This is a genomic window from Actinomadura physcomitrii (assembly GCF_008923205.2).
GTDB classification, from domain to species: domain Bacteria; phylum Actinomycetota; class Actinomycetes; order Streptosporangiales; family Streptosporangiaceae; genus Spirillospora; species Spirillospora physcomitrii.
In genome coordinates this window covers 265,068-277,750 of record NZ_WBMS02000004.1, presented here as the reverse complement: position 1 = coordinate 277,750, position 12,683 = coordinate 265,068, and the positions used below count along the sequence as shown (strand labels likewise).

Below are 12,683 nucleotides of genomic sequence, written 5' to 3'. Positions count from 1 at the left end.
CGCTGCGGTCCCGCACCGGGAGGTCCGCCCAGTGTGTGGTCCCACCCCAGTGTGAGGCCGGGCCCGTCAGGGCACTTGGGTCAACCAAGCCACACGTTCGTTCGAGAGGTATTTGTGTCGCCTGCTAGCTCGACCTCGAAAGCGTCAGATCTGCACGATCACGTCATCGCGCAACTGATCGAGCGTGGACGGTCCCAGGGTTACCTCGAAGCCGACGACGTACGCCGTACGTTCGAGGAGGCCGACATCCCCGTGTCGAAGGCCTCCAGCATTCTGCGGAGCCTCAGCAAGGAGGGTGTGACCGTCGTGGTGAGCGCTGCCGATTCCGCGGCGCCCAAGCGTTCGCGCAAGCGCGCGGCGCCGCCGGCGCGTAGGCCCAGGACCGCTGCTGCCGCGAAGGAGCAGCCCGACACCGTGACCGCGGTCGTCGCCGACGGCCCGGCCCCGGAGGAGACCGCCCCGCGCCCGCAGGCCCCGAGGCCCGCGGCGCCCAAGCCGGCTCCGCCCAAGTCCGCCAAGGCCAAGCCGAAGAAGGCCGCGCCCGCCAAGAAGGCCGCGCAGCCCGCCGCCGCCAAGGCGGCCGCCCCGGCCAAGAAGGCCGCCGACGACCCCGAACTCGAGGACGACGTCGACGTCGACCTCGACGAGGACCTGAACGACCTCGAGGTCGACCTCGAGGAGGACGCGCCCGAGGTCGAGGAGGCGCCCGAGGCCGACGAGGAGGAGGCCCCGGCCGCCGTCGCGGACAAGGCCCCGGCCGCCGCCGGCAAGAAGCCCGGCGACGCTCCCGCCGAGGAGGAGGGCTTCACCCTCGGCGACGACGACGAGGACGCGCCCGCGCAGCAGATCGCCGCGGCCGGCGCCACCGCCGACCCGGTGAAGGACTACCTCAAGCAGATCGGCAAGGTCCCGCTGCTGAACGCCGAGCAGGAGGTCGAGCTCGCCAAGCGGATCGAGGCCGGCCTGTTCGCCGAGGAGCGGCTCGCCGCCGACGGCCCCGCGCTGTCGGAGGAGGACCTCGAGGACTTCGAGTGGATCGCCGAGGACGGCCGCCGCGCCAAGAACCACCTGCTGGAGGCCAACCTCCGGCTGGTGGTCTCGCTGGCCAAGCGCTACACCGGCCGCGGCATGCTGTTCCTGGACCTGATCCAGGAGGGCAACCTCGGTCTGATCCGCGCGGTCGAGAAGTTCGACTACACCAAGGGCTACAAGTTCTCCACGTACGCCACCTGGTGGATCCGGCAGGCGATCACCCGCGCGATGGCCGACCAGGCCCGCACCATCCGCATCCCGGTGCACATGGTCGAGGTCATCAACAAGCTGGCCCGCGTGCAGCGCCAGATGCTCCAGGACCTGGGCCGCGAGCCCACCCCTGAGGAGCTGGCCAAGGAGCTCGACATGACCCCGGAGAAGGTCGTCGAGGTGCAGAAGTACGGCCGCGAGCCGATCTCGCTGCACACCCCGCTCGGTGAGGACGGCGACAGCGAGTTCGGCGACCTGATCGAGGACTCCGAGGCGATCGTTCCGGCCGACGCGGTCAGCTTCACGCTGCTGCAGGAGCAGCTGCACTCGGTGCTCGACACGCTCAGCGAGCGCGAGGCGGGCGTGGTGTCGATGCGGTTCGGCCTGACCGACGGGCAGCCGAAGACGCTGGACGAGATCGGCAAGGTGTACGGGGTGACCCGGGAGCGCATCCGGCAGATCGAGTCCAAGACCATGTCGAAGCTGCGCCACCCGTCCCGCTCGCAGGTTCTGCGGGACTACCTCGACTGACACATTTCTCTTACCGCGAGGCCCCCGTCCGGTGGACGGGGGCCTCCGCGTACGCGGGCTCCGGGTTCCGGCGGGGCCGGGTCAGGACGGCAGGATCACGTCGAGGTTGGCGCCGTTCAGCTCGACGGTGTGGCCGAGATCGGCCACGGCCTTCAGCAGCTCCTCGGGCGTCGCGGGGTCGGCGCCGGCGTCCAGCAGGTCATGGGCGATCGCCCCGCGAGTCGCCTTCGCCATGTGGCTGACCACCGTCCGTTTGGGGACGCCGCCAATGATCGTCTCGCGGAAGACGCGGACCGCCACGGCCGGTCGCGGGGCCTTCCAGGCCGCCGCGTACGGCCCGGACCGCATGTCGACGATCAGCCCGGACGGCCGGAGCGCCTTGGTCATCGCGGGTTTCCAGAACGTCCCCAGACGGCCGAGGGGCGGCAGCGAGACCGCCATGGACAACCGGTAGGGCGGGACGCGGTCGGTGAGCCGCAGGGCGCCCCACAGGCCCGAGAAGACCACGATGCGCTCGGCGGCGGCCTCCGGATCCAGGCTCGCCAGGTCGAGGTTGTCGTAGAGGACGCCGGTGTAGAGCCGCGCCACGGGCACCGAGGGGGCCTGCTTCAGCGCCTTGTTGCGCGCGAGGGCCTCGTCGATCTGCCCTGCGGGCAGGCCGAGCGTCTCGGGCGCGTCCTTCCGGCGGGACGCCCTGGTCAGGGCGGTGATGACGCGCTTGCGCGCCGCGGTGAGCTCCGGGAAGCTCAGCGAGGCCAGGTCGAGGGGCGGGCCGTCGCCCTCGGTAGCCTTCTTCTCCGACGGCGGCAGCAGGATGTGCACGATCCCCCCGAAAGCGGTGCTCTTCGATGACACGTTGCGCGACGGTCCCCGGGCCACAGGACCTTGACGGACTCCTGGCCGCGGCGTGGCCGGCGCGGTCCGTCCAGGATATTGGCGGGTGGCTGCTGCGCCACGCCGGAGGCGTCACCAAGCGCGCCAACTCGGTCCTGCCATTGGGTGATCCCCAGGATCTGGAGGCCGCGCTCGCGCGCGCGGAGCGCTTCTACACCGGACTGGGGCTGCCGACGGTGTTCTCGTTGAGCGACCGTGCGCGGCCCGAGGGGCTCGACGCGTTCCTGGAGGCGCGGGGCTACGAGATCGTCGACCCCACGCTCGGCATGGCGGCCGAGCTCGCCGGCCCGTACGAGCGCGACGGCGTGGTGATCGCGGACGAGCCGTCCCCGGACTGGCTGGACGTGTGGTGGTCGGTGGACGGACGGTACGGCAATGACCTGCCGGTCGCGACGGAGATCCTCACCGGTGTCCCGGCGGGGTACGCCTCCCTGGACGGCGTCGCCGTCGGGCGGGCCGTGCCGCAGGGGGAGTGGCTCGGGATCTACGCGATGGCGGTGGCGCCGGAGGCGCGCCGGCGCGGGCTGGGGCGGCGCGTCCTGCGGGCGCTGCTCGGCTGGGGCCGCGAGCAGGGGTGCGAGCGGGCGTACCTGGTGGTGGTCGAGCGGAACGCCCCGGCGAGGGCGATGTACGCGGCGGAGGGGTTCACCGAATCCGGCGGATACCACTATCGCGTGAAGACCGTCACCGGCGGGTGAGAGAGCACTTCACCATGCCAATTCGATACCCAGAGTGATGACTCGATCACTTCTCGAATTCACTTCGCAATGCCCGGGGATGGGGGCCGGTGGGGGCGGCGACTGAAATGCGAACGGCGGCCGCCGTCTCCGGTGGCCGCCGCTGCGGGGTGTGCTATTCGATCCCTACCGCTAGTCGTCCGAAGCGGTAGCCGGGGTTTCGTTGAGCCTGTCGGTCTCGTCCTGAATGTCGGCCCCGTTGGCGCGCAGGGCCTCCGCGTACTTACGCCCGTGGTGGGCGCAGAACAGAAGGTCGCCGCCGCCTACAAGGACCGCACGGACGTAGGCCTGGGCGCCGCAGCGGTCGCACCGGTCGGCGACGGTCAGCGGCTTGGTCGGGGCAAGGGCTCCAGTCACGGCACCTTCCTCATGCTCGGGGTCGGTACTTAGGACAACATCTAACCCGACGTGGACGTTCCCAACCTGTTTCTTCGTACGCCCACAGCGGAATGGCTCGATTAGTGACCGAGATCACACCGTCGCGCCACGGTGAATGTCAGGCGCTGTCCCACCGGAAGAGGCGCATGGCGACGAGCCCGCCGACCACCGCGAAACCGAGCAGGATTCCCATCTGCGGCAGCGCGGACATCGGCCCGAGCCCGCGGCCCATCACGTTCAGCATCCCGGTGTTCAGATACCGCAGCGGGAAGATGTACGCGAGCGTCCGCATCCAGGTGGGCGAGGCGTCCAGCGGGAAGAACGAGCCGCCCAGGAACGCCATCGGCAGCACCACCAGCTGCGTTACCGCCTGCGCCGTCTCCTGCGTCTTCGCCCAGGCGCCGATCACCATCCCGATCGCCAGGAAGGCCAGTACCCCCGACAGCACCATCGGGACGGCCATCCACCAGTAGTGGCCGAGCTTCAGGCCGAAGAACGGCAGCTGCGCGACGGCCACGAACAGCGCGAACTGCACCAGCGCGACCGCCAGGCTCACCGCGACGCGTGCGGCGAACACCGTGGGTATCGGGGCCGGGGACAGCTGGAGGCGGCGCAGGATGCCCTTCGTCCGCCACGTCACGAGCGTCTGGGAGGCCCCGAACACGCCGGCCGACGCCAGCGCCCAGCCCAGCAGGCTCGGCGTGAAGAACTGGATCGCCTTCAGCGAGTCGTCCTCCACCTGCCGCGAAGTCACCTGGTAGGCGGGCGGCTTGCCGGTCGCCGCCTGGTTCGCGCCCTGGACGATCGAGTTCATCAGGCCCTGCACGACCCCGGACTTCACCTGGTCCGCCGCCGAGTAGTGCACGACGAGCCGGTTCCCGACCTGCTCCACGGCCGCGTCCGCGTCGCCCTTGGTGACCTTGTGGAGCGCGTCGTGCCGGTCCGAGGTCTTGGTCAGCTTCATGGTGTCGCCGAGCTCGTCGCCCCCGCGCGCCATCGCCTGGTCCAGGATCGGCACCCGGCCGATCTCCTGCACCTTCACCTTGGAGGTGCTCTGGTGGCCGAACACGCCACCGAAGATCACCAGGAACATCAGCGGGAACAGCACCGTGAAGAACAGCGCGCCCCGGTCCCGCCGGAAGCCCAGGAACATCGCCTTGGACAGGCTCTTGAAACTCTCCAGCGTGCTCACGCCCTGTACTCCCGTCCGGTGAGCTCCAGAAAGACGTCCTCGAGGGTCGCGCCGCGGATCTGCACCCCGTCCAGCGCGTCCTTGGCGGCCATGGCCGCCACCACCGCGGAGGGGTCCCGGGTGGAGATGGTCAGCGAGACGCCGTCGTCCTCGACGTCGTCGGCGCCCGGCAGCCGACGGGCGTCGTCGGCGTCCAGCAGGCCGCTGGCGATGCTGATCCGGGCCGGCGCGTCCAGGCCGCGCACCAGCACCGCGGGCGGGCCGAGCCGCAGGATCCGGCCCGCGTCCATGATCGCGACGCGGTCGCAGAGCGCCTCCGCCTCGTCCATGTAGTGCGTGGTGAGGACGATGGTGCGGCCCTCGGTGTTGATCGCGCTCAGCACGTCCCACAGGTTGCGCCGGGCCTGCGGGTCCAGCGCGGCGGTCGGCTCGTCCAGGAAGACCAGCTCCGGGTCGTGGACGAGCGCGCACGCGATCGACAGCCGCTGCGCCTGCCCGCCCGACAGCTTCTCCACCCGCACGTCCGCCTTGTCGGCGAGGCCCACGGCCTCCAGCATCGCGTCGGCCTTCTTCGGCGGCACGCCGTACAGCGACCCGAACGTCTGGAGCTGCTCGCGCGCGGTGAGCCGCTCGAAGAACGACGACGCCTGCAGTTGCACGCCGATCCGGGGGAGGAGCCGGGGGTTGCGGGGCCACGGGGGGAGGCCGAGGACGCAGACCGCGCCGTCGTCGGCCTGGCGCAGCCCCTCGACGATCTCCAGGGTCGTCGTCTTGCCGGCCCCGTTCGGCCCGAGGATCCCGAAGAACTCGCCCTCGGCGACGGAGAACGTCACCCCGTCGACCGCGTTGACGTCCCCGTAGCGCTTGCGGAGCCCGCTGACCTCGATCGTTTCTGCCATGACCAGGACATTAGGGAAACGAGGCGGTCCGAAACACCCACCTATAGGTGGACGTTGCGGTACTCCACCCCGGGTTGGGCGGGAACCTCCCGGAGCAGGCCCGGAGCAGCCCCGGAGCGCCCGCAAGATCGTCGACGAGGACGTGTCCGGAAGGCCGCGGCGGCGAGCCTTTCGAACGTCTGTCGGTGCCCGGGGGTACTCTCTTGCCGAATGTCCTACCCCCGAGGAGCACAAGCAGTTGACCGCCGCGACCGCCGAAGCGATGACCGATGACCCGCACGGCTACTCCGCCCGGCACCTCTCGGTGCTGGAGGGGCTGGAGGCCGTGCGGAAGCGACCCGGGATGTACATCGGGTCGACCGACAGCCGTGGCCTGGCGCACTGCCTGTGGGAGATCGTCGACAACAGCGTCGACGAGGCACTGGCCGGGTACTGCACCCACATCAGCGTGACGCTGCACGCCGACGGGTCGTTCGAGGTGGGCGACAACGGACGCGGCATCCCGGTCGACCTGGAACCGAAGACGGGCCTGCCCGGCGTCGAGCTGGTGATGACGCGGCTGCACGCGGGCGGCAAGTTCGGCGGGGTGTCCTACACCGCCTCCGGCGGCCTGCACGGCGTCGGCGCGTCCGTGGTCAACGCCCTGTCGGCCCGGCTGGACGTGGAGGTCGACCGCGAGGGCCACACCCACGCGATCAGCTTCCGGCGCGGCCTGGCCGGCGAGTTCGCCGACGACGGCCGCCCGAACGCGCGGTTCAAGAAGAAGTCGGGGCTGCGGCAGATCCGCAAGGTCGCGCGGAAGGTCACCGGCACCCGCACCCGGTTCTGGCCCGACATGCAGATCTTCCTGGCGGACGCGACGGTCGAGCAGGGCCTCGTCCTGGACCGGATGCGCCAGACCGCCTTCCTGATCCCGGGCCTGACCATCGACGTCCGCGACGAGCGCGGCGAGGAGGTCGTCGAGGAGCGGTTCCGCTTCGACGGCGGCATCAGCGAGTACTGCACCTACCTGGCCAAGGACGCCGCCCTTGTCGAGGTGCTGCGGCTGCAGGGCCGCGGGCACTTCACCGAGACCGTCCCGGTGCTGGACGAGCAGGGCCACCTGACCCCCACCGACGTGGAACGCGACCTGGAGGTCGACGTCGCGCTGCGCTGGGGCACCGGCTACGACACGATCACCCGGTCGTTCGTGAACGTGATCGCCACCCCGAAGGGCGGCACCCACGTGCGCGGGTTCGACCGGGCGGTGCTCAAGGTCGTCAACGAGCAGCTGCGCGCGACGAAGCTGCTGAAGAACGGCGACGAGGACGTCATCAAGGAGGACGTCCTGGAGGGCCTGACCGCCGTGGTGACGGTCCGGCTGCCGGAGCCGCAGTTCGAGGGGCAGACCAAGGAGATCCTCGGCACCTCGGCGGCGACCCGGATCGTCTCGCAGGTGGTGACGCGGGAGCTGAAGGCGGTCTTCGAGAACCCGCCGCGCGGCCAGAAGCAGCCGCTGCGCGCCGTGCTGGAGAAGGTCGTGGGGGCGGCCAAGACCCGGATCGCGGCCCGCACGCAGCGCGACAACCAGCGCCGCAAGAACGCGCTGGAGAACTCGGCGCTGCCGGCGAAGCTGGTCGACTGCCGCAACGCCGACGACCGCAGCGAGCTGTTCATCGTCGAGGGCGACTCGGCGCTCGGCACCGCCAAGCTGGCCCGCAACTCCGAGTTCCAGGCGCTGCTGCCGATCCGCGGCAAGATCCTCAACGTGCAGAAGGCGTCCGTCGCGGACATGCTGAAGAACGCCGAGTGTGCGGCGATCATCCAGGTGATCGGGGCCGGGTCGGGCCGCACGTTCGACATCGACGCCGCCCGCTACGGCCGGATCATCCTGATGGCGGACGCCGACGTCGACGGCTCGCACATCCGGACGCTGCTGCTGACGCTGCTGTTCCGCTACATGCGGCCGATGCTGGAGGCGGGGCGGGTGTTCACGGCGGTCCCGCCGCTGCACCGGATCGAGCTGGTCAAGCCCAAGAAGGGCCAGGAGAAGTACGTCTACTGCTACAGCGACGGCGAGCTGACCCGCAAGCTGGTGGAGTTCGAGCGCAAGGGGCAGCGCTGGAAGGAGCCGGTCCAGCGCTACAAGGGCCTCGGCGAGATGGACGCCGACCAGCTTGCGGAGACCACGATGGACCCGCGCCACCGCATCCTGCGGCGGATCCGGGTCGAGGACGCCGACGAGGCGGCGAAGATCTTCGATCTGCTGATGGGCAGCGACGTGGCGCCGCGCCGGGAGTTCATCACCGCCGGCGCGTCCGAGCTGGACACCGAGCGCATCGACATGTAGCCGCTCCCTCCGGGGGTGGTGCGGGTGCCACCCCCGGCGAGCCGGTCGCGCGGTGCGCGCCGGTGCGGGTGCGCGCCGGTGCGGGGCCGGGGCCGTCGGGTCGTGCACGGCCCCGGGGAGGGGTACGTCGGCGCGGGTCTCGCGTCAGCGCCTGCCGCGCGTCAGCCGGTGATGTGCAGGTTGCGCAGCTGCTGGACCGGGTCCTGCACCGCCTTGCGCTGCGCGGACGCCGCGGGCAACGGCGCGTACGGCGCGAGCGCGAGGTAGGTGTCGAACGACGCGGCGTTGTTGCCCGACGCCGACGGCAGCCCGGCCTTCCAGTCGATCACCGGCCCGAACAGCCCGCAGCCGTCCGTCTTCGGCACCGCGAACGTGGTGTCGGCGGCGGGGGTGTGCAGGACGGGCGGGTGGTGGAACGCGTCGGCGGGGTCGCCCTCGTCCACGATGCTGATCTGGCCGAGGTCGACGCCGAGGTCGAGCTTGACCGGGTCCTTCTTGGAGCCGATCGAGCAGCCCTTCCCGACCGCGTCGTTGATGATCTTGATTTTCAGCTCCAGGCCCGCGTTCGGCAGGTTGAAGGTGAAGCCGCCGGTGTACTTCGGCTGCACCTGCACCTTGTTGAACGGCAGGTCGTCGAGGCCGGGGACGGTCAGGCCGAGCAGGCCGAGCACGCCGCCGGGGATGGTCATCGGCTTGCCGGTCAGCGTGACGCTGGTGAACTCCGAGTTCGACGAGGCGTCGGCCTGGACCGACTGGACGGTGATCCGCATCGGCTGGGTGATGGTCTGGCTGAGCCCGCCGAGCTTCATGGAGCCGCCGGTCACCACCATCTGCATGCACAGGCCGAGGGCGGGGTCGATGCCGGCGGGCAGCGGCGGGCAGTCCTTGGCGAAGTCGAACGCCGGGACGCCGGGGGCCGGCGCCTCGGCGGTCGTCGCGGGGGCCTGGGGGGACGCCTGGGCCGGTGCGGCGACCGCGCCGAGCGCCAGGGTGAGAGGCGCCGCCACTGCGGCGGCGCGGAGGAAGGATTTCACGGGTTCTGGACGCGCCTTTCATGGGAGGGGGCGCGGACCGCAATGGAGCGATCCACGTGGTACCCGATTCAAAAACGTGAGCGTTTCTCGTAGCAAGATCGCACACCTGGCCGGAAGAGGCCAGCTCTCACTGGCGCTGTTCGCCGGGTGAGGCGCCGCTCACGCACCGTTCTCCACCCGCCGGTGGAGACCCCGAAGTCCAGCCGCGCGCTGATCCCCGGGCCCGCCGCCCCGGCCTAGCGTCGAGGCCATGAACACCGCCGACAACGTGCTCATCGCGCTCGCCGTCCTCGCACTGGTCCTCTACCGGCAGCTGCGCGCCAGGCCGGTCGGCGAGCGGCGGCTCTACACCCTCCCGGCCGTCCTCGCCGTGATCGGCGTGGCGCAGGGCGGCCTGCTCGACGGCGCGCACGTCGCGCTCAGCGTCGCGCTCATCGCCGCCGAGGCCGTCGCCGCCGTCGCGTTCGGCGCCCTGCGCGCCGTCACCGTCCGGCTGTGGCGGGAGAAGGACGGCGAGCTGTGGCGGCGCGGCACCGGCTGGACCCTCGCGGCCTGGCTGGTGTCGATCCTCAGCCGCGTCGGGTTCCTCGCCGCCGGGCACGCGCTCGGCCTCAAGCTCGGCGCGAGCGTCTTCCTGGTCTTCCTCGCCCTGACCCTCATCGTCCAGAACCTGCTGGTCGCCTGGCGCGGACGGCGGATCACCGGGCCCGCAGCGGCCAGCGTCGCATCGTGAGGTTCGGACCCTTCACCATCGAGGACCGGCTCGCCCGGACGATCGCGATCACGGTAGCGCTGATCTGGGGAGCCGCGGCCTACCTGCGCGGGCTGCTGCACTCCACGCCCGCGCCGGCCCTGCACGGCACGGGCCTCGCGGTGATCCTGCTCAACACCGCGACGTTCGTGCTCCTGGGGGCCGGCCTGTGGGTGGGGCGCGCGCAGGAGTCCCGCTGGCGCTGGGCGGGGAAGGTGCTGCTCGTGGTGGCGATGGGCACGTCGCTGTCGCTGTACGCCCTCGCCCCGCACGGCGGCGGCGGGTACTTCTTCTCGCTGGCCGCCATGTGGGCCCTCATCATGCGGACGACGGTGCGCTGGGGCCTCGCCATCGGCGGCGCCACCGTGATCGTCGTCGGCGCGCTCGGGGAGGCCTTCGCCCGCGGCCCCGACTACGGGCTGATGGCCGCGTTCGTCGGCCTGACCCTCGGCGCCCTCGCCAGCCGGCAGAGCGCCCTCGCGCAGGAGGCCACCCGCCGCGCCGAGGCGGCCAACGCGGTGCTGGCCGAGCGATCGCACATCGCGCGCGAGATCCACGACATCCTCGCCCACTCGCTGTCGGCGCAGATCGTCCACCTGGAGGGCGCGCGCCTGCTCCTGTCGCGCGACGGCGACCGGGTGCAGGCCCTCGACCGGGTCGAGCGCGCGCGCAACCTCGCCAAGTCCGGCCTGGAGGAGACCAGGCGGGCGCTGGCAACGCTCCGCGGCGAGATCCCCGAGCCGAAGGAGGTCATCGCGGAGCTGGCCGAGGAGTTCTACGCCAGCACGGGCCGTCCCTGCGACGTCCAGGTGACCGGCGTGCCGCGCGAGCTGCCCCCGCAGGCGGGGCTCGCGGTCGTCCGGACGGCGCAGGAGGCGCTCACCAACGTCCGCAAGCACGCGCCCGGCGCCCGCGCGCGCATCACGCTGCGCTACCTCGGCGGCGCCGTCGGCCTCGAGGTGACCGACACCGGCGCGACCGAGCCGGTCCTGGAGATCGAGGGCGGCGGCTACGGGCTGGTCGGCATGCGGGAGCGCGCGGAACTGATCGGTGGGACCCTGGAGACCGGGCCGGAGGGCAAGGGATTCCGCGTCGCCCTCCGGGTGCCGGCGTGACACGGGACGAGGCACGGTGAGCGACGAGACGAGGATCCTGGTCGTCGACGACCAGACGGTGGTGCGGGAGGGCCTGGTCCTGCTGCTGGAACTGCTGCCGGGCATCGAGGTGGCCGGGTCGGCGGGCGACGGCGAGCAGGCCGTCGCCATGGTCGGCGAGCTGCGGCCCGACGTGGTGCTCATGGACCTGCGGATGCCGCGGGTGGACGGGGTGGAGGCGACCCGGCGGATCAAGCAGGCGCACCCGGACGTCGAGGTCGTCGTGCTCACCACCTACGCCGACGACGAGTCGATCTTCGCGGCGCTGCGCGCGGGGGCGCGCGGGTACCTCACCAAGGACGCCGGCGCCGACGAGATCGCCCGCGCGGTCGCCGCGGTGCGCGGCGGCGCGGCGCAGCTCGACCCGGCGATCCAGCGCCGGCTGGTCGAGGCGGTCGCGGCCGATCAGCGGCCCGTCCGCGCCGCCCGCGGCGAGCTGCCCGACGGGCTGACCCGGCGCGAGGCGGAGGTGCTCGCGCTGATCGCGCAGGGCCGGTCGAACTCGGAGATCGCCGGCGACCTGTTCATCAGCGAGGCGACGGTCAAGACCCACATCAACAACCTGTTCGCCAAGGCCGGGCTGCGGGACCGCGCGCAGGCCGTCACCTACGCCTTCCGGCACGGCCTGGCCGGGTCCTAGCCACCCGCGCCGGGCCGACGCGATCGATCGGTCAGCGGGCGGCAAGACCTCGGTCAAGGCGCCCGCCCGCCGGCGGCCCCGTCTCCAGCATGGGAGGTCCCGGAACCCGGAAGGACCTCGTGTGCACCGAACCGTGATGATCGCGGAGTACCTGCGCCCGTACGCGCAGTGGCGGATCGCCCGCCCCGACCGCGCCGACGACTGCCGCAACGCCCGCGCCGCGATCGGCCTGATCGACGCGGCCGCGTACGTGGCGCAGCTGGACGACTGCGACCGCGTGATCGTCCGGATGGCCGTCGCGGGCTGCTTCGCCGAGGGGCGCTTCGACCCCGGCCCCGAGGGCGAGGCGCTCGTCCGGCACTGGCACTACGACGAGGCCGCCGGCGGCGCGGCGGACCTCCTCGAAGGCCTGGCCGCGTGCGCCGAGCGCGCCGCGTCCGACGAGCACGCCGGGCGCGTGGCCGCCTGCAGGTAGCCAGAGGCGGCCAAGCAGGCGCTTGGTAGCCTCTGTCGCATGCTGCCCCAGGAACAGATGAAGCGCACGCTCCAGGCCTATGTCGACGGCTTCAACTCCGGCGACCCCGCGGCCGTCACCGGCCTGTTCGCCGACGACGCCGTCGTGGTCGACCCGGTCGGCAACCCGCCGATGGAGGGCCGCGCCGCGATCGAGGAGTTCTACGGCAACGCCGTGTCCGCCGGCGCGAAGCTGTCGCTCGACGCCCCCATCCGCGGCTCGCACGGCGACACCGCCGCGATGGCCTTCACCATCGATGTCCCCGGCATGCGCATCCGCGTCATCGACGTCATGACCTTCGGCGCCGACGGCAAGATCGTCCGGATGGAGGCGCACTGGGGACCCGACGACGTCGAGACCTGACCGGGACGTGGCAGGCTGGGACCCG

13 protein-coding genes are annotated in these 12,683 nt (G+C 71.8%); 8 read left to right on the top strand and 5 right to left on the bottom strand.

Going from position 1 to position 12,683, the window contains the following annotated elements:
* The first annotated feature begins 114 nt into the window (after positions 1-114).
* A complete protein-coding gene (locus tag F8568_RS07250; RefSeq protein ID WP_151592691.1) occupies positions 115-1,773 on the top strand; it encodes an RNA polymerase sigma factor in 1,659 nt (552 codons plus the stop codon).
* Between the two features lie 81 nt (positions 1,774-1,854).
* Here the strand turns inward: F8568_RS07250 and F8568_RS07245 are convergent, their stop codons facing one another.
* The gene (locus F8568_RS07245; protein ID WP_151592786.1) at positions 1,855-2,595 is read right to left on the bottom strand and encodes a YaaA family protein; all 741 of its coding nucleotides are present in this window, start codon (positions 2,593-2,595) and stop codon (positions 1,855-1,857) included.
* Between the two features lie 26 nt (positions 2,596-2,621).
* Here F8568_RS07245 and F8568_RS07240 point away from each other — a divergent pair, with 26 nt between their 5' ends.
* Entirely contained in the window at positions 2,622-3,365 is a 744-nt protein-coding gene (locus F8568_RS07240; protein WP_151592689.1) for a GNAT family N-acetyltransferase, read from the top strand.
* 171 nt (positions 3,366-3,536) lie between these two features.
* On the opposite strand, the gene F8568_RS07235 is transcribed toward F8568_RS07240, so the two are convergent.
* The 3 genes from F8568_RS07235 to F8568_RS07225 form a co-directional block, all read right to left on the bottom strand.
* Positions 3,537-3,761, bottom strand: a complete 225-nt coding sequence (locus F8568_RS07235; protein ID WP_151592687.1) for a DUF7455 domain-containing protein — start codon at positions 3,759-3,761, stop codon at positions 3,537-3,539.
* Between the two features lie 139 nt (positions 3,762-3,900).
* Complete coding sequence (locus tag F8568_RS07230) at positions 3,901-4,974, bottom strand: ABC transporter permease (RefSeq protein ID WP_151592685.1); 1,074 nt, start codon at positions 4,972-4,974, stop codon at positions 3,901-3,903.
* The gene (locus F8568_RS07225) at positions 4,971-5,873 is read right to left on the bottom strand and encodes an ABC transporter ATP-binding protein (protein WP_151592683.1); all 903 of its coding nucleotides are present in this window, start codon (positions 5,871-5,873) and stop codon (positions 4,971-4,973) included. The genes F8568_RS07230 and F8568_RS07225 overlap by 4 nt, the downstream gene beginning before the upstream one ends.
* A 238-nt stretch (positions 5,874-6,111) precedes the next feature.
* On the opposite strand from F8568_RS07225, the gene F8568_RS07220 reads away from it, so the two are divergent.
* Entirely contained in the window at positions 6,112-8,202 is a 2,091-nt protein-coding gene (locus tag F8568_RS07220) for a DNA gyrase/topoisomerase IV subunit B (protein ID WP_407924458.1), read from the top strand.
* Positions 8,203-8,363: 161 nt separating this feature from the next.
* Here F8568_RS07220 and F8568_RS07215 read toward each other — a convergent pair whose 3' ends face one another.
* A complete protein-coding gene (locus tag F8568_RS07215) occupies positions 8,364-9,236 on the bottom strand; it encodes a hypothetical protein (protein WP_151592681.1) in 873 nt (290 codons plus the stop codon).
* A gap of 250 nt (positions 9,237-9,486) precedes the next feature.
* Between F8568_RS07215 and F8568_RS07210 the strand changes: the two genes are divergently transcribed.
* The 5 genes from F8568_RS07210 (at position 9,487) to F8568_RS07190 (ending at position 12,658) form a co-directional block, all read left to right on the top strand.
* Positions 9,487-9,969 carry a DUF1453 domain-containing protein gene (locus F8568_RS07210; protein ID WP_151592679.1) on the top strand — a complete coding sequence of 161 codons (483 nt, stop codon included), beginning with the start codon at positions 9,487-9,489 and terminating at the stop codon, positions 9,967-9,969.
* On the top strand, positions 9,966-11,102 hold the full coding sequence (locus F8568_RS50230; RefSeq protein ID WP_202124579.1) for a sensor histidine kinase: 1,137 nt from the start codon (positions 9,966-9,968) through the stop codon (positions 11,100-11,102). The genes F8568_RS07210 and F8568_RS50230 overlap by 4 nt, the downstream gene beginning before the upstream one ends.
* 16 nt (positions 11,103-11,118) lie before the next feature.
* On the top strand, positions 11,119-11,781 hold the full coding sequence (locus F8568_RS07200; RefSeq protein ID WP_151592677.1) for a response regulator: 663 nt from the start codon (positions 11,119-11,121) through the stop codon (positions 11,779-11,781).
* A gap of 121 nt (positions 11,782-11,902) precedes the next feature.
* A complete protein-coding gene (locus F8568_RS07195; protein WP_151592675.1) occupies positions 11,903-12,256 on the top strand; it encodes a hypothetical protein in 354 nt (117 codons plus the stop codon).
* Between the two features lie 39 nt (positions 12,257-12,295).
* Entirely contained in the window at positions 12,296-12,658 is a 363-nt protein-coding gene (locus F8568_RS07190) for a nuclear transport factor 2 family protein (protein WP_151592673.1), read from the top strand.
* Positions 12,659-12,683 lie beyond the last annotated feature (25 nt).

Coding starts and splice junctions, on each gene's coding strand:
- F8568_RS07210 (WP_151592679.1), top strand. CDS start 9,487: ATGAACACCGCCGACAACGTGCTCATCGCGCTCGCCGTCCTCGCACTG.
- F8568_RS07190 (WP_151592673.1), top strand. CDS start 12,296: ATGCTGCCCCAGGAACAGATGAAGCGCACGCTCCAGGCCTATGTCGAC.
- F8568_RS07240 (WP_151592689.1), top strand. CDS start 2,622: ATGACACGTTGCGCGACGGTCCCCGGGCCACAGGACCTTGACGGACTC.
- F8568_RS07225 (WP_151592683.1), bottom strand. CDS start 5,873: ATGGCAGAAACGATCGAGGTCAGCGGGCTCCGCAAGCGCTACGGGGAC.